Here is a 14,876-nt window from a genome sequence, read left to right as displayed (position 1 = left end):
ACCGGTAGCTATTATTTCTATAGTCCCGGGTTACTCCGCAGGCCCCTGCGCAAAGCGCGGATCCACGTAGTCCGACGGCTGCTCGGACACCTGTTGCGCCTTGATGTGTTTGTAGACATCTTTCACCAGCGCGGCACACCCTTCGTGCGTCAGGGCCGAGATTTCGAACACCGGGCCCTTGTATTTGAAGCGCTTGACGAAGTCGCGGACCCTGGCCGCACGCTCGTCCACCGGTACCATGTCGAGCTTGTTAAGCACCAGCCAGCGCGGCTTCTTGTACAGCGCCTCGTCGTATTTCTTGAGCTCGCCGACGATCGCCCTGGCCTGTGCGACCGGGTCCACGCTGTCGTCAAACGGCGCCATGTCCACCACGTGCAGCAACAGCCGCGTACGCTGCAGGTGGCGCAGGAACAGATGCCCCAGGCCGGCTCCCTCCGATGCGCCTTCGATCAGGCCGGGCAGGTCGGCCACCACAAAGCTTTGCTCGGGGCCGACCCGCACCACACCCAGGTTGGGATGCAGCGTGGTGAACGGGTAGTCGGCAATGCGCGGGCGGGCGTTGGAAATGGCCGAGATCAGGGTGGACTTGCCGGCGTTGGGCATGCCCAGCAGGCCGACGTCGGCCAGCACCTTGAGTTCGAGCTTGAGGCTTTTCTTCTCGCCGGGCCAGCCCGGTGTTTTCTGGCGCGGCGCGCGGTTGATGGCGCTCTTGAAGCGCATGTTGCCAAAGCCACCATCGCCGCCCTTGGCGATCGTGATGACCTCGCCGGGGACCAGCATCTCGTACAGCACCTCGCCGGTTTCGGCGTCGGAGATGATGGTGCCGACCGGCATCTTGAGCGTGATGTCTTCGCCAGCCGCGCCGAACATGTCGGAGCCCATGCCGTGCTCGCCGCGCTTGGCGTCGTGGCGACGCGAAAACCGGTAATCCACCAGCGTGTTGAGGTTGGGATCGGCCACCGCGAAGACGTGACCGCCACGGCCGCCGTCGCCCCCGTTGGGGCCACCAAATTCCTTGTATTTTTCATGCCGGAACGAGACGCAGCCAGCCCCGCCATCACCCGCGGAGATGTCGATGTACGCCTCGTCAACGAATTTCATGAAGTGTCCAGTTTACAAAGAATGGGGGGCCAAAACACAAAAGCCCCGGCAAAGCGGGGCTTCGATGGGATCGAAGTAACGACCTTATGCCGGCGTCACGCTGACCATGTGCTTGTTCAGCGAACCCTTCACGGCAAACGACACGTGGCCGTCCACCAGTGCGAACAGGGTGTGGTCCTTGCCCAAACCGACGTTGGTGCCGGGATGGAACTTGGTACCGCGCTGGCGCACGATGATGGCACCGGCTGTGATGAGTTCACCGCCGAAAGCCTTCACGCCGAGCATTTTGGGCTGCGAATCGCGCCCGTTTCGCGTAGAGCCGCCGCCTTTTTTCTGTGCCATGACTCTTGCTCCTTATCCTGCAATGGCGCCGATTTGCAGTTCGGTGAACTGCTGACGGTGCCCTTGGCGTTTCATATAGTGCTTGCGACGGCGCATCTTGAAGATGCGAACCTTGTCGTGCAAACCGTGCGCCACAACAGTGACTGTGACAGTTGCGCCGGACACCAAGGGCGTGCCAACCTTGAGTTCTGCGCCGTTGCCGACTGCAAGAACCTGGTCGATCACAATCTCTTGGCCTACGTCCGCAGCAATCTGTTCTACTTTAATTTTTTCGCCAGTGGCAACACGATACTGTTTGCCACCGGTTTTTATGACCGCGTACATGCCTTGACCTCTTCAATTGAGTTCTGCGAACGAATTTCCACAGAGCCCGAGAGTATAGCATGGTATGCAATCACTAACATGCCCACGCCGGGCGTCAGGAAAAAGGGACACCAGTGTTCCTATAATTGCTCAAATTTTCTGCACTGCCCGCCTTGTCCGCCCACTCCTCCAGCACCGCCGCCGTTCTCGCCCTTGTTGCCGACGACATGCGCGAGGTCGACAAGGTCATTGCCGAGCGGCTCGCCTCCAGCGTGCCGCTGGTGGGCGAAATCTCACACTACATCATCGCGGCCGGCGGCAAGCGCCTGCGCCCCGCACTGCTGCTGCTGACCTGCGGCGCGTTGGGCTTTGGCGGTGCGCAGCGCTTCAACCTCGCTGCTGTGGTGGAGTTCATCCACACCGCCACTTTATTGCACGACGACGTCGTCGATGCATCCACGCTGCGCCGCGGCCGCGCCACCGCCAACGAATCGTTCGGCAATCCAGCCAGCGTACTGGTCGGCGACTTTCTGTACTCGCGCGCCTTTCAGATGATGGTCGATGCGGGCGACATGCGCATCATGCAGATTCTGGCCGATGCCACCAATGTCATTGCCGAGGGCGAGGTGTTGCAACTCATGAACATGCACGATGCCGCGCTGGATGAGGCCGGCTACCTGCGCGTGATCCGCTCCAAAACGGCAAAGCTGTTCGAGGCCAGCGCCCGGCTCGGCGCCATCCTGGCCCCATCGACGCCCGAAATAGAGCAAGCCTGTGCCGATTACGGCCAAGCCCTGGGCACGGCCTTCCAGGTGATCGACGACGCGCTGGACTACGACGGTGACGCCAGCGAGATGGGCAAGAACCTGGGCGATGATTTGCGGGAAGGCAAGGCCACGCTGCCGCTGATCGTGGCCATGCAGCGCGGCACCCCGGAGCAACGCGCCACCGTCCAGCACGCGATTGAAACCGGTGCAGTGACCGAGCTCGAGCACATCATCGCCATCGTGCGCGAAACCGGTGCCCTCGACGTCACGCGCCAGGCGGCTGCATCCGAGGCGCAGCGCGCCATCGCCGCGGCGCGCTGCCTGCCGCAAAATTCGTACAGCGAGGGTTTGATAGAATTGGCGGCTCAGCTGCTGGAGCGCCGGTCCTGAAGCCATTTCAGTAACGGCGCTTCCTGACCAAGAGTCATCGGGGTGTAGCTTAGCCTGGTAGAGCGCTACGTTCGGGACGTAGAGGCCGGAGGTTCGAATCCTCTCACCCCGACCAGATTTCCCCAATGAAATCAATGGTCTAGCAAGACACCGGGCAGCCAGCGCCTGCGCAAACAGGCGAAAAGGGGCGAAATGTTCCAAATCTGTGCCAAATCGTCTTGCGTGAAGATTCGCATCCCTGCGCCTGGCTGCGCTGGCCGCCACAGCTGAGCCCCCTTGGGGTGGGCTGCAGGCGGCCCCGCACAGCCGCGACAACGCGCCTCTAAAGACGCGTTTTTTTAGCGCCACATCCTTAAAGTTTTTGATTGCCTAGACGGGTTTCCAGTAACTTTTTTGGAGAATCTTTGTGGCCAGCATTACCAACCGCTCGAATTTCGTTGTCACCGTCACAAAACACGACGAACTCGAGAAATCCTTTCCCTATGACGCCGACGACAAGCTCAAGGCCTATGTCAAGAGCTTGCGTGAGCAGGGGTTCAAACCCAAGCTGGTCCAGCTCGCCACCAGCTTCCTGGTGCGCGTGCGCCGCACCGGCCACCCAGAGCAGTCCATCACCTTCGGCTCGCGACAAGAGGCCGAAGCCTTCGATGCGCGCGTCAAGGCCGACCAGCACCAGGGCCTGTTCATCGACTACCCACCCTGCAAGGCCGTGTGTGAGCTCAGTCCTAACGGGCGCCTTGAGACCAACCCTGGTTATTCGACTGCTAGTTCAGTTTCTGCTTGGCCGTGAGACCTCGTGCAAGGCAATGCCCGAGGCCTTCACCAACCCAGGGCGAATGAGACCGGCGTCAATGCCTGTGTACCTCCTTCCATTACACGATGCACAAGTAGTTCCAAGGTTTTATCTTTCAACGATTGCCCGTGCGGTCAAGCAACACTGCGGCATGGGTTCAGCTTTTTCACAAGCTATTTGTTACATATAGTAACCACATCGGTATACTTATTTCAAGGCAGAAAAAGGGAGCAATCTGACGCCGACCCGAGGGAATGGATGAATAAGCAAGAAATTGCGGTCAAGGTGAAGACCGAAGCCGGCGGTGCATTGGTTATCGAAACACGCGACGGGAGTGAGCAGACCTACTGCCTCAACCAACATCGGACGATGTATCTGCACGTCCGGCAACTCCATGTGTCCAGGGAAGTGAACCTGTTTCGCTTCGGCGATGACGACCTCGGGCTGGCGCCCGAGATGTCACTGCTCGTGCGGGGCACGGCCACGCTTGAAGACCGGTCGATTTCGATCATTGGCGACCCCGACAGCAAGGTCCGGACGCTTGGTATCGACTTCTATGTGCTTGACGAGGACTTACGCCGCAAGCGCATGGAACTGGCGCAAAAGCACGGTCAGGCGCCGCGATACCCCTGCGCCAGACTTGGGTTCGTCCGTCACAGTCGCGGCATCGGCATTGACGACGACTGGTTCATCCAGTGTCAGGTTCCTCCTGCCACGCTGCGCGCCATTTCAAGCGCCGCGTCTTGCGGCACGATGGGCGTGATGAGCGTGGGGCTGGCGTTGCGCAGAATTTATTCAAGCGAAGCCCGCGCGTCACAGTCGGTGAAGGCCGACTGGTACTTGAGACCGAACCGCCGGGACAACACCGTGGACGCACCGGAAATGGCCTACGGCGACATTACCCTGCTCAGCTTCGAGGAAGCTCTGGCGCATTCGTCGCTCGAGGCCGTCCCTCAGCGCTATGCATTCGACGACACGATTCCAGCGCCTATGTTGGCATAACCGAATTGCCACACTACGCGCTCTTTCAACGCTCCCGGGAATATGGGGTGAAGCCATTTACGTTGAACATTAGACGTCGCTCCCCTACCGGGTTCGTGCGGGCGAAGCGATGTTTCGTTGCAACCCTATTCATTGCCTTGGCCGCGTTGATGCTGTCAATTTCGGTCGGCGCAGGTCAAGGTAGCGCCAGTTTTCAGATTTCCTTGAGGATTGTGGCGCGCCCGCCGGCGCCCAAAGTGAGCCAGCAGGTTATCTCCGCTGCGTCGCCCGGCTACCCACCGCACCCGATGTTCACGGACAGGGTGGTAGTCGAGGAGAAGTCCGGGGATAAATTCATTGTCCTCAAGACTGAGTTCTGAGTCCGTATCCCCGCCAGGCGGTAGCTCGAACTGGCCTTTTACTGGCAATCACGAGCACTCTTCGCTGCAGCTCGACTGGACGTAGCAACCGTTCTTGGGCCGGAAAGCCTGAATGCATCAGAGCTTACTGGACGGGTTGGTGCCAACGGTGACGCTCTTGGGCGTCTGATGCGATTGCTTGCGGCAATGGGGGTCTTCGAGGAAGTGGCTCCCATGGTCTACCGCAATAACAAGCTGTCCAACTGTCTGCGTAGCGACGACAGGCAAAGTGTGCGGGCCATGATTCTGATGCACAACTCGGAGCTCATGAGCCGCCCCTGGTTCGAGAAGTTGGAAGCCGGCATTCGTGACGGCACATCGCCGTTCCGACTCAGCCACGGCGAGGAATTATTTGATTACCTCGACCACCATGCAGACTTCGACCATCTTTTCTCAGAAGCCATGGACAGTGTTGAGGCATTGGCGGGCGACGGGTTCGCCACCGACCTAGATGGGAGCCGATTCGAGCGCATTATCGATATAGGCGGCTCGCGTGGAACCAAGGCGCTCTCCATTCTGAAACGCCATCCCAATTTGGTTGCGCTGATTGTGGACCGGCCGCAGGTTGTTGAGGAAGCCCAAAGGTATTGGGCAAATCAGCATACGGATGGCGTCGAACGCCTTCACTTTCAGGCAGGAGACCTGTTCGATGCGATTCCGGCAGCAACCGGTGCGAAGGATATTTATCTGCTCTCGGCCGTCCTGCATGCATTTGACGACAGCACTTGCATACGAGCACTGCAAAAGCTTCATGAAGCCATCGGAAGTAGTGGCGCGTACGTAGGGGTGCTTGAGATGGTCATGCCGGAAACAGGCGCCAACATCGCTAGCGCTTCCTTTGACATGCAGATGTTCGTTGGCTGTCGAGGACGCGAGCGGACCTTGTCCGAATGGAAATTGGTCATTCAAGCTAGTGGGTTGGTACTCGAAGAAGTCGTGCGTCTTCGGTCGCTTGGGAGTATTTTGGTTCTGCGGTCGAGGTGAAGATATCGACAACTTTGAGGTAGCCTATATGTCAGCTTCGGGCGCGAACTGGAAGCTCATCCGCCCCTGAGCTTGTGAGCCGAAACTCATTGCAGCTACCCACCGATGCAGGTGTGCAAAGACCAGGGGGCGACCGAAGAAAATCCCGGAAAGACGTTCATCGACATCGCCGCTGAGCCCTGAAGCTGCATCCGCTTGCCAGGCGTTAGCTAGAACTCACCGCTCCGGTTTTTGCCAAGCGTCATCATGCGCATGGGTTTCAAAGACGCGCGTCAGAGCGTCCCGGTCGATGATGTGAATATGTCGTGCGTTTACTTCAAGCAGGCGTTGTTGCTGGAAAATTGAAAACGTCCGGCTGACGGTTTCCAACTTCAACCCCAGGTAACTGCCGATGTCAGCGCGCGTCATTCGCAGGTGAAATTCGCTGAGTGAGTAGCCACGGGCCTTCAGGCGTCGCGACAGGTTCAACAGGAACGCCGCCAACCGCCCCTCGGCCCTCAACTGCGATAGCAGCGCGTGACTGTGCTCGCGCACAATCTCGCGGCTCATCAGGCGGGCGACGAGGCCCTGCATGTCGGCGTTGCCGGCCGCCAATTTGGCGAGTTGCGCGTAAGGAATGGCCGAAACCTCGGTGTCCTCCAGGGCCGTGGCGCTGCTGGCATGGCGGCCATAGGCCACCGCGTCCAGCCCGGTCAGTTCGCCCGCCATGTAGAAGCCGTTCACCCGCTCGCCACCATCCGCCATCGCCAAGCTGGACTTCAACGTGCCGCTGCGCACAAGATAGACAAAGACGAAGGGGTCTCCCTCGCGGTAGAGCGTTTGCGCAGACCTGACCTTGCGCCGGTTCAACGCCAGGCTTTCCAGGCATTCCAAGTCGGCGTCACTCATGCCGCGCGGTAGGAAATAGTCGCGCAGGTGGTGGCCAGCGCCCTCCGAGGTTGGCGGCACGGCTGGCGTCATCCCGGGCCATGCCTGACGGGGCAATATGGTCCCGGGGACAACGGGAGACTCAACGCCAGCACGGGGCGTAGCCTTTTCTTGATTATTGCTATGCATTTTCATTCACCCGGTGGAGTTGGGGAACACTACATGAGCAGCGGCGTTGACGCGCCGCAAATGCCCCATGGCGATATTACTCGCCCTCAGCCTCGACTTGGCCTCGGTCGACCTGCACCGTCCGCCCGAGGAAGACCCTGAGCAGAATGAGTTTCAGAACACGAGCCCTGAGATGATGGCTGCGTAACCAGGCCATCGAGCGACTGCTGGGTAAGTGCTTGCGGGCAACGTCATTTAAAAGAGCCATGAACCTGAAACAAGCTCCATTGTCCAGGCCGGCAGGTTGGAAATCAGTGTGCCTCGCAGCAGTATTTCTCGGTGTGGCCTCATCGATGCTGCCGATGTCGGTCGGCGCAGGACAAGGCAGCGCCAGTTTTCAGATTTCCCTGAGGATTGTGGCGCGCCCGCCGGCGCCTCAGGTGAGCCAGCAGGTTATCTCCGCGGGGTCGCCCGGTTACCCACCGCACCCGATGTTCAAGAGCCAAGTGATGATCGAGCAGAAGTCCGGGGATAAATTCATCATCCTCAAGACCGAGTTCTGAGGCTGCATTTGCTTGCCAGGCGTTGGCTCCGACTCGCCGCCCTGGGCTGTCCCCGAGCGCCGTCATGACCTGCACGTGGCGGCCAAAGGCCTTTTCCTTCAATGCGCAAGTGCCGTCATGCGGCATTAATTCACAGTTTCGGCCCTTTTCCAATGCTGCTCGCCGTTGTTCGCAGGACTGGCACCTATAGAATTCCCGAAAAAAAGGGGGCCATCTGCTTTAGTACGGAAACCTTTTGCCTCCTGTCTCTGTTTTTTCGGGCATCGCAGATGCCCAGCCCCCGCGGATTGCGTTGACCGGCATCGCCTATTTGGCGAGCGCGCAAACATCTGCGGGGCGACCTCCCCACTCCACCACGTTGAGCAGACGCTCGAGCAAGTCGCGGGCTCTTCCACGCCAGGGTCGGGGCACCTATCGCTCCGACTGCGCCGCGGAACCTGCAACACACCGACGGGCAGATTCTGTCGCGACCCCGGCCAGTCAGCCATGGCAACTCCATCCGTACGGGCAATGAAGTGCCAATTCAGGGAACTCAATGAATCAGGAAAAAACTGTGGCCAGGGTCCACGCCGAAGTCGACAACAAGCTCGTCATCGAGACACACGAAGGCCTACAGCAGACCTACCTTCTCAACCCCAATCGGACCATGTACCTGCATGTCCGCCATCTTCAGGTGTTCAACGAGGCGCGCCGGTTTCGCTTCGGCGACAAGGAACTCGGACTGGCGCCGGCGATGTCGCTGTATGTGCGGGGAAGGGCGGCACTCGAAGGAGGGTCAATTTCGGTTGTCGGCGACCCAGACAACAAGGTTCATATGCTCGGCATCGGTTTTCATGCGTTGGATGAGGATATACGCTACAGGCGCGAGGAGCTGGTGCAAAGGCAAGGGAGCGCGCCGCATTACACCTGCGCAAGGGTGGGGGTTGTTCATCACAAGCTGGGTCTCGGCAACGACGATGACTGGTTCGTCCAGTGCGAGCTCCTCCCTGACGCGCTGAACGCCATCGCGCACGCCGTGTCTTGTGGCACGATGGGCGAAATGACTGTGGGGCTGGCGTTGCAGGGAATTTACGCGGCCGGCGACGGCACGCCCCAGTCCGCGAAGAACGACTGGTTCTTGAGACCGAGCCGACGGGACAACACCGTTGAGGCGCCCGAAATGGCTCAAGGGGACATTGCCCTTCTCAGCTTCGAGCAGGCGCTGGCGCACCCCGCGCGGCAAGCCTGCCTGAGCTGAATGCGAGCGATGAAATAAAGCGACGCAAACAGCTGCCGTATGGCACACGCCCGAGTGTCAGTCTGAACGTCTGCTTCCGAGAAAGTCGAATGACCGCGATGGGCGCAAAGCAGAAGTCTGCCAGGGAGGCAAACTGTTCGACTAACTGCGGCGTCACACGCTGATACGCAAGGTCACAAGGTCACCTTCGGCTTCGCCGACAGTGTTGGGATGCAACCCTTTGACTTAAAACGGCCGCCGCCCGACGTCGCACATCTCTACTCGACGACGGCAAAGTCTGGCAACGCCCAGTCCAACAGTTCGGCGAGGCGGCGAATCACCCACTCCGCCTCCTTTTCGGTCACCGCCTCAGCATCTGCCTTCAAGCCCTGGAGGCAACGCACAAGTACGTCCATCTCGGTCATATCCAATCTGAAAGACATGTCCCTCGCGTGTTCAGTGAGCATGTCGGCCATGTCTTCGCAGAGTTCATAGCGACTGGCTACGACCTCCCGAGGGGCGTTGGGTTTGTGTCGCCCAGGGTCGACATACAGCACCATGAATGACTGCGGAATCTCAATTTGGTATTCGTCTGACACGATGAGGTTCCTTGCACCCGTTGCCAGGTAGAACGTGCCCGGGCGCTACAGCCGGACACCAACATTGTCGGCGGCAACGGGCAGCATTTTTTTCCACCGAGGGGTTTCGCTCTACTTCACTTCCAGGTCTTGCGGTGTCTTACCCGACGCCAGCGCGTCCTTGTACCACCTCGGGCGCATACCGTGGCCAGTCCATGCGTGGCCCGCGTCATCGCGGTATCGAATCACGCCAGCAGGCTTCTTGGCCGCCTTCTTACGTGTCTTCCTTGCGACGACCTTTCCCGTTGCCTCGATAGTCTTGACGCCCTTGGCAGTTCGTCCCGAAAGGCCCAGGTCGGCGGCCGTCAGTCCGTAGTGTGTAATCGCCTCTTTGATGCGCGCAACAACGCCGGCGACTTCCTTTGCCTTTACCGCATCAGCCTTTTTTTGCAGTTCTGCAATCTGGGCATTCAATTGAGCGAGGGTTTTTGCCATTGATAATTCCTGTTTTTTGAGAAGAGGCGCAGAGCATAGCGCAAATTAACCCCAATTGAGTTCATCCGGAATTGATAAGCCGGAACGAATACTGCTTAGTCGCAAGCCTGGCGAAATCCGATTTCCATCACCTTCTATGGGGACGCCAAAGGCCTCCAGTCGTTAACCCAGTAAACTCACCACCTCATCAACTCCATTGCAACCAATCAAAAATGAATCGCGCTGAACTCATCGAAAAGCTTGTTTCCAAGAACCAAGACCTGTCCAAAGCGGCTGCCGGACGCGTCCTGGATACCCTCATTGAAACCATTCAGGTTGCCGTCAAAAAAGGTGACTCAGTCACTCTGGTCGGCTTCGGCACCTTTAAATCCGCAAAGCGCGCTGCCCGCACTGGCAAGAACCCGAGCACTGGCGCTGCGCTCAAAATCCCAGCGAGCACCGTGCCCAAGTTCACGGCTGGGTCAAGGTTCAAGGCCATCGTTGACCCGAAGGCTGCTGCTCGCAAGGCCGCCAAGGCTGCTGCCAAGTAGCCAGCAGAACTCACCTCCTCCCGGTCGGCTCTGCGTCGCTCGGTGAAAGTAGATGCCGCTTGACCCGATGGGTGGCGGCTTTTTTTTCACGGGGATTGGTCCTATCTTCACGAGTCTTACCTGCGTGGCCGGAGCCAGAGCTGCGGGTCATCAAGCCGGATACAGCCCGGCTCGCCGCCCAAAGTTACCCCTGCGAACCGTGGTCTAAGCTGTGGATAAAGGTATGCACAACCTGCGAACGTGGCGCCAACCTTGGGTATGCCGTCGTCGCTCAAAAAATCAGCACACGTAGTGGCCCTCTTGACCAGCGGTGGATAGACTTGCCAACAGGGCCGAGCGCTCACGGCTAAACGATTCAAAGTGGGGACAAGGCATCCCCTCAGGCAGGAATCGACTCGAATCGGTCACGCTGGATTGCGTGTCGCCGACCGATTCGCCACGGGGATGCCTAGCCACTCAACGCAGCGAGCGGCACCATTGGCTACTGGACCGACCGGGCGGAATGTGGCCGGAGCGGGGCATTCAAACGGTCGCGGTGGGTTGAACATTGAAGGGCCGAGCGACCAACGCTCGACGCAAGTGGGAAATGAATCGGTCCGAGCAGCGGCACCCGGCCGATTTCTGCTCGAGGTCTTACCAAAGCGCCGAGTCGCGCATGTCCATCAAACGCCTGCGCTGACGGTTGCGAAGCCATACCTTCACAACCCAGGCGACCATAATGATGCCGAGTCCTGCACCCACCATGGCTCCCCAACCGCGCTTCGCGCCGGACGTCCACAGTTCGGCTGCGACCAGCGCGGCAACCAAGACAATTACTCCAATGGCCTGTCTCATCTCTGAACGTTCTTTCTACATTTCACTGTGGCCATGATAGTTCGACCGGCGGCCGTCGTCCCGCAACCGAACGGAGTCCTGTTTCGACTTCCCCTCAAGGTTGATGCAGCTCATCGACCAAGGGTGAAGCGGTCGTTGCGCACCGAGGTAGGAATGCCGTCAAAGCGGCGGTATGCCTGGGAGCGGACGCGTCATACGCGTTGAACTGGGTACCCGCGGAAGGCTGATTGACGCCATGCAGGTGTTCAAGGTTGACAAACCCCTAACGACCCGAACGCACCTCACGCAGCAACGGAGTCGCCATAGAACGCGCAACGCGGAGAGAGACCGGCCAAGGTAATTGGCGTCAACCAGCCACCGGGCACGAAGTGGAAGACTTAACCACCGAGTTCATGGCGTGTCGCTGTAAACTGGTTTCCATGTACGAACAAGCGAGCTGAGATTCGATGGCCCTACACACTTGGTTGCTTTATCTTGTCGCTGCAATGGGTCTGTCGCTGACGCCCGGCCCGAATAGTCTGCTGGTGTTGAGCCATGGTGCGTTGCACGGCCATCGCAAGACGTTGTTCACGGTGTCAGGCGGGGCGCTCGGCTTCGCGGCTCTGATTGCATTGTCCATGTTCGGCATTGGCGCCGTGCTGCAAGCTTCGGCGAGCGCACTCACCATACTCAAGCTGGTAGGTGGCGCCTACCTGGTATGGCTGGGCATTCAGCTCTGGCGGGCGCCGGCGATTCGCCTTCAGCCAGATGCCTCCGAAGCCGACACCCGGGGTGCCACGATGCTTCGACAGGGTTTGCTGACGGCTGTCTCCAACCCGAAAGCATTGCTGTTCTACGCCGCTTTCCTGCCCCAGTTCATCGACCCGCACCGTAACCTGCTGATTCAGTTCATTGTCATGGCGGTCATTTTTGTGACGGTTGAATGCATCGTGGAATACCTGCTGGCACTTCTGGCGCATCGCATCCGTCCGTTGCTCGAGCGTGCCGGCAAGCGCTTCAATCGCGTCTGCGGAGGTCTGTTCGTAGCCATTGGCGTGGCTTTGCCGATGATGAAATGAGGCCAGGCGGCAATGCAGACCCGCATGAGTCCGCTCTCTGGCAGATATTCCCTTTAGGCACAGGTGCAGGCGGCGCAAATCGACCAGGAGCGGCCGTTCAGCCCTGGAGTTCAGCCCGGTAGCGTTCGTCATCAGGTATTGCGGGATGTCGCTGGTTTCTCGGGACCGGCGAGAGTCGGTAGGGCTTCCGTTTTTAAGGCGGCCCTCCCCTGAACTTAGCCGGTATCATGTGCAATCTCGACTTTGCACCTGCGAGGTATAACGTGCTCGAACAGAACAAAGCCACTGTCAAAAAGTTTCTGCATCAAGTGCTATCCGTCGGCGACATTGATGCGACCGGCGACTACTTTCACATCGACATGGTCGAGGAAGTCCCGTTGCCCGGGCAAGGTCCTGGCTTGGCAGGCCTCAAGGAGACGTTGGCTATGTTGCGGCAGGCGTTTCCCGACATGCACTGGGATGTCGAAGAGCAGATGGCGGAAGACAACCGCGTGCTGACGCGCTTTGTTTGGCACGGAACCCATCAGGGTGCCTTTTTGGGAATTCCTCCTACGCAGAGGTCAGTCAGCGTCTCGGGTATGGTCATTGACCGCTTCGAAGGCGCGAAAATCAAATCCACTCGAATTCTCATGGACACGCTGGGCCTCATGCAACAGCTCGGTGCGTTACCGTGAGGTTTGACTTCGTTTGCGGGCCTTAATCTGTTACCCACAAACTGTGCCGGAAGTAGTCGACCGGGGGCGGTCACTCGTCCATCGGGCTAAATCCGACCAAGAGCAGACGCTCGACCGTTCGGCGAAAGTGGCTAGAATTTTTCGATGACCGTTTTCATTGCACTCCTGCGAGCCGTCAATGTTGGAGGAACTGGCAAGTTGGCGATGCGCGACCTGAAACTCATTTGCGAGCGAGCGGGCTTCAAGCGGGTCCAAACCTACATCGCCAGCGGCAATGTCGTGTTCTCCAGCGGCAAGACCGAGGCTCGGGTGAAGGCGGCGCTGGAGAGCGCTCTTGCAGCCCATGCCGGCAAGCCGGTAGGGGCGTTGGTGCGCACAGCCGTCGAGATGCAATCCGTACTCGCGCACAACCCGTTTCGGGACATGCAACCCAGTCGGACGGTCGCGATATTCCTGGATGCGCCGCCGCCTTCCGACGCGGTCTCTGGTGCCGTCGGCCAGCAGACTGAACTCATCGCGCCTGGACAGCGGGAACTCTATGTTTTTTACGACAAAGACATCGCCTCGTCAAAGCTGAGAATTCCGGCGGCCAAGACGGGAACGGCGCGCAACATGAACACGGTGGCGAAGCTGGTGGACATCGCAACCGGGCTGTCTGAATACCGGGATTGAGTCAACGCGCAAACTCAATCGCGAAGTTCCAGTCTCCAATGCGGATGTTCGGCGGAGTGCGACCACAACCGGCCATTCGTCGCACGGCCAGAATGTCCTCTCAATCTTTACCCCGTCAAAGCAGTACTCAAAAGTGCCTTGTACCTTCGCCGCCTTCGTGTTGGTGACGAGTCTGTCTGCATCGGGTTTATTTTTCAGCCGTTCACCAGCTTGCCTCTCGTGACTACAGTCTTCAGCGGGTCAATGCTTGGACTCCAACCTTGCACGCAAGATGCCTTACTTCTCCTGCGCCTTGATGGGACTTGTCGGTGTGCTCATGGGTGTGCAGGCCTCGCTGCAAATCGCAGCAACCTGAGGCTCGCAGGTTAGAATTCGTCTGTCACTGGGGAGTAGTCTCCCTTCGAGCAATTCGGAGGGGCTTGCGTCAACATACTTGGTCATTGTTTGACCATGGTGCAAGCGGTTTCAAACTTGACAAGACCTTTGACCACATTGCCTTCGGTTTGGCCGGGAGGGCTCTGTGGTCATTGTTTTTTTGTCTGGCCTTGGAACCCCTCATGGAAGCTTTATTCGTATCTACTGGTGTCGTTGCTCTCGCTGAAATTGGCGACAAGACCCAACTCCTTGCCTTCATTCTGGCCGCTCGCTTTAAGAAGCCCATCCCCATCATCGCTGGCATCTTGGTTGCCACGCTGGTGAACCATGGTTTGGCAGGCACCCTTGGGGCTTGGATTACCTCGGTCGTCCGCCCGGACATCATGCGCTGGGTACTGGGAGCGTCTTTCATTGCGATGGCTATCTGGACCCTGATTCCCGACAAAATTGAGGAAGAGGAAACGCAGGTTGCCAAGCATCTTGGTGTGTTTGGTGCAACCTTGGTCACCTTCTTCCTGGCTGAGATGGGTGACAAAACGCAGATTGCCACCGTTGCCTTGGCCGCCCATTACGGAGCGCCTGTCATGGTCATTGCTGGAACGACCTTGGGCATGCTCTTGGCCGATGTTCCTGCCGTGTTCGTCGGCAACAAATTTGCTGCCAAGATACCCATGAAGTTGGTGCACTCCATTGCCGCAGGCATTTTCGCGGTCATGGGCCTACTTACCTTGTTTCAAGCTGACAAGCTTTTTTAGGAACTGGCCGG

18 protein-coding genes, 1 tRNA gene and 1 riboswitch are annotated in these 14,876 nt (G+C 58.7%); of the genes, 12 read left to right on the top strand and 7 right to left on the bottom strand.

The features are described 5' to 3' along the window. Nucleotides 1–30: 30 nt before the first annotated feature. From cgtA to rplU, 3 genes are all read right to left on the bottom strand, one after another. The gene (cgtA, locus tag EUB48_RS04545; RefSeq protein ID WP_142817809.1) at nucleotides 31–1,101 is read right to left on the bottom strand and encodes an Obg family GTPase CgtA; all 1,071 of its coding nucleotides are present in this window, start codon (nucleotides 1,099–1,101) and stop codon (nucleotides 31–33) included. An 84-nt stretch (nucleotides 1,102–1,185) separates the two neighbouring features. Further along, nucleotides 1,186–1,443 (bottom strand): 50S ribosomal protein L27, encoded by a 258-nt coding sequence (gene rpmA / locus EUB48_RS04540; protein ID WP_077563278.1) that lies wholly within the window; start codon nucleotides 1,441–1,443, stop codon nucleotides 1,186–1,188. A 12-nt stretch (nucleotides 1,444–1,455) separates the two neighbouring features. Further along, nucleotides 1,456–1,767: a 50S ribosomal protein L21 gene (gene rplU / locus EUB48_RS04535; protein WP_142817808.1), complete on the bottom strand. Its 312-nt coding sequence runs from the start codon at nucleotides 1,765–1,767 to the stop codon at nucleotides 1,456–1,458. A gap of 152 nt (nucleotides 1,768–1,919) precedes the next feature. Here rplU and EUB48_RS04530 point away from each other — a divergent pair, with 152 nt between their 5' ends. From EUB48_RS04530 to EUB48_RS04510, 5 genes are all read left to right on the top strand, one after another. Beyond that, on the top strand, nucleotides 1,920–2,903 hold the full coding sequence (locus EUB48_RS04530) for a polyprenyl synthetase family protein (protein ID WP_142817807.1): 984 nt from the start codon (nucleotides 1,920–1,922) through the stop codon (nucleotides 2,901–2,903). A 38-nt stretch (nucleotides 2,904–2,941) separates the two neighbouring features. Continuing rightward, nucleotides 2,942–3,018, top strand: a tRNA-Pro gene (locus EUB48_RS04525). Between the two features lie 291 nt (nucleotides 3,019–3,309). Beyond that, the gene (locus EUB48_RS04520; protein ID WP_142817806.1) at nucleotides 3,310–3,693 is read left to right on the top strand and encodes a hypothetical protein; all 384 of its coding nucleotides are present in this window, start codon (nucleotides 3,310–3,312) and stop codon (nucleotides 3,691–3,693) included. A gap of 261 nt (nucleotides 3,694–3,954) precedes the next feature. Further along, complete coding sequence (locus EUB48_RS04515) at nucleotides 3,955–4,698, top strand: hypothetical protein (RefSeq protein ID WP_142817805.1); 744 nt, start codon at nucleotides 3,955–3,957, stop codon at nucleotides 4,696–4,698. 389 nt (nucleotides 4,699–5,087) lie between these two features. Then, nucleotides 5,088–6,080, top strand: coding sequence for a methyltransferase (locus EUB48_RS04510; protein ID WP_142817804.1), 993 nt, complete (start codon nucleotides 5,088–5,090; stop codon nucleotides 6,078–6,080). A 216-nt stretch (nucleotides 6,081–6,296) separates the two neighbouring features. Here the strand turns inward: EUB48_RS04510 and EUB48_RS04505 are convergent, their stop codons facing one another. Next, the gene (locus EUB48_RS04505) at nucleotides 6,297–6,968 is read right to left on the bottom strand and encodes a helix-turn-helix domain-containing protein (RefSeq protein WP_338052421.1); all 672 of its coding nucleotides are present in this window, start codon (nucleotides 6,966–6,968) and stop codon (nucleotides 6,297–6,299) included. A 413-nt stretch (nucleotides 6,969–7,381) separates the two neighbouring features. Between EUB48_RS04505 and EUB48_RS04500 the strand changes: the two genes are divergently transcribed. Together EUB48_RS04500 and EUB48_RS04495 are read left to right on the top strand one after the other, a co-directional pair. Beyond that, nucleotides 7,382–7,678, top strand: a complete 297-nt coding sequence (locus tag EUB48_RS04500; RefSeq protein ID WP_142817803.1) for a hypothetical protein — start codon at nucleotides 7,382–7,384, stop codon at nucleotides 7,676–7,678. 535 nt (nucleotides 7,679–8,213) lie between these two features. After that, nucleotides 8,214–8,915: a hypothetical protein gene (locus EUB48_RS04495; protein ID WP_142817802.1), complete on the top strand. Its 702-nt coding sequence runs from the start codon at nucleotides 8,214–8,216 to the stop codon at nucleotides 8,913–8,915. Nucleotides 8,916–9,172: 257 nt separating this feature from the next. Here the strand turns inward: EUB48_RS04495 and EUB48_RS04490 are convergent, their stop codons facing one another. Then, on the bottom strand, nucleotides 9,173–9,493 hold the full coding sequence (locus tag EUB48_RS04490) for an ATPase with chaperone activity (RefSeq protein WP_142817801.1): 321 nt from the start codon (nucleotides 9,491–9,493) through the stop codon (nucleotides 9,173–9,175). A 111-nt stretch (nucleotides 9,494–9,604) separates the two neighbouring features. Further along, a complete protein-coding gene (locus tag EUB48_RS04485) occupies nucleotides 9,605–9,967 on the bottom strand; it encodes an H-NS histone family protein (protein ID WP_142817800.1) in 363 nt (120 codons plus the stop codon). A 212-nt stretch (nucleotides 9,968–10,179) separates the two neighbouring features. On the opposite strand from EUB48_RS04485, the gene EUB48_RS04480 reads away from it, so the two are divergent. After that, nucleotides 10,180–10,497 (top strand): HU family DNA-binding protein, encoded by a 318-nt coding sequence (locus EUB48_RS04480; RefSeq protein ID WP_142817799.1) that lies wholly within the window; start codon nucleotides 10,180–10,182, stop codon nucleotides 10,495–10,497. A 633-nt stretch (nucleotides 10,498–11,130) separates the two neighbouring features. Here EUB48_RS04480 and EUB48_RS04475 read toward each other — a convergent pair. After that, entirely contained in the window at nucleotides 11,131–11,304 is a 174-nt protein-coding gene (locus EUB48_RS04475; RefSeq protein ID WP_244618330.1) for a hypothetical protein, read from the bottom strand. Between the two features lie 473 nt (nucleotides 11,305–11,777). Between EUB48_RS04475 and EUB48_RS04470 the strand changes: the two genes are divergently transcribed. From EUB48_RS04470 to EUB48_RS04455, 4 genes are all read left to right on the top strand, one after another. Next, nucleotides 11,778–12,389, top strand: a complete 612-nt coding sequence (locus EUB48_RS04470; RefSeq protein WP_142817798.1) for a LysE family translocator — start codon at nucleotides 11,778–11,780, stop codon at nucleotides 12,387–12,389. Nucleotides 12,390–12,652: 263 nt separating this feature from the next. Beyond that, nucleotides 12,653–13,063, top strand: coding sequence for an ester cyclase (locus EUB48_RS04465; RefSeq protein ID WP_168226700.1), 411 nt, complete (start codon nucleotides 12,653–12,655; stop codon nucleotides 13,061–13,063). Nucleotides 13,064–13,207: 144 nt separating this feature from the next. After that, a complete protein-coding gene (locus EUB48_RS04460) occupies nucleotides 13,208–13,735 on the top strand; it encodes a DUF1697 domain-containing protein (RefSeq protein ID WP_142817796.1) in 528 nt (175 codons plus the stop codon). A 372-nt stretch (nucleotides 13,736–14,107) separates the two neighbouring features. Next, nucleotides 14,108–14,289: riboswitch (yybP-ykoY riboswitch) on the top strand. Between the two features lie 3 nt (nucleotides 14,290–14,292). Next, entirely contained in the window at nucleotides 14,293–14,865 is a 573-nt protein-coding gene (locus tag EUB48_RS04455; protein WP_142817795.1) for a TMEM165/GDT1 family protein, read from the top strand. Nucleotides 14,866–14,876: the final 11 nt, after the last annotated feature.

The organism is Rhodoferax sediminis (genome assembly GCF_006970865.1).
Taxonomy (GTDB): domain Bacteria; phylum Pseudomonadota; class Gammaproteobacteria; order Burkholderiales; family Burkholderiaceae_C; genus Rhodoferax_A; species Rhodoferax_A sediminis.
The sequence above is the reverse complement of the archived record's forward strand: the minus strand, read 5'-3'. Positions and strand labels throughout refer to the sequence as shown.

What these genes read in the sequence shown, in the direction of transcription:
- EUB48_RS04495 (WP_142817802.1), top strand. Translation starts at nt 8,214, where the DNA reads ATGAATCAGGAAAAAACTGTGGCCAGGGTCCACGCCGAAGTCGACAAC.
- rplU (WP_142817808.1), bottom strand. Translation starts at nt 1,767, where the DNA reads ATGTACGCGGTCATAAAAACCGGTGGCAAACAGTATCGTGTTGCCACT.
- rpmA (WP_077563278.1), bottom strand. Translation starts at nt 1,443, where the DNA reads ATGGCACAGAAAAAAGGCGGCGGCTCTACGCGAAACGGGCGCGATTCG.
- EUB48_RS04500 (WP_142817803.1), top strand. Translation starts at nt 7,382, where the DNA reads ATGAACCTGAAACAAGCTCCATTGTCCAGGCCGGCAGGTTGGAAATCA.
- EUB48_RS04455 (WP_142817795.1), top strand. Translation starts at nt 14,293, where the DNA reads ATGGAAGCTTTATTCGTATCTACTGGTGTCGTTGCTCTCGCTGAAATT.
- EUB48_RS04515 (WP_142817805.1), top strand. Translation starts at nt 3,955, where the DNA reads ATGAATAAGCAAGAAATTGCGGTCAAGGTGAAGACCGAAGCCGGCGGT.
- EUB48_RS04470 (WP_142817798.1), top strand. Translation starts at nt 11,778, where the DNA reads ATGGCCCTACACACTTGGTTGCTTTATCTTGTCGCTGCAATGGGTCTG.
- EUB48_RS04505 (WP_338052421.1), bottom strand. Translation starts at nt 6,968, where the DNA reads ATGAGTGACGCCGACTTGGAATGCCTGGAAAGCCTGGCGTTGAACCGG.
- EUB48_RS04460 (WP_142817796.1), top strand. Translation starts at nt 13,208, where the DNA reads ATGACCGTTTTCATTGCACTCCTGCGAGCCGTCAATGTTGGAGGAACT.
- EUB48_RS04480 (WP_142817799.1), top strand. Translation starts at nt 10,180, where the DNA reads ATGAATCGCGCTGAACTCATCGAAAAGCTTGTTTCCAAGAACCAAGAC.
- cgtA (WP_142817809.1), bottom strand. Translation starts at nt 1,101, where the DNA reads ATGAAATTCGTTGACGAGGCGTACATCGACATCTCCGCGGGTGATGGC.
- EUB48_RS04485 (WP_142817800.1), bottom strand. Translation starts at nt 9,967, where the DNA reads ATGGCAAAAACCCTCGCTCAATTGAATGCCCAGATTGCAGAACTGCAA.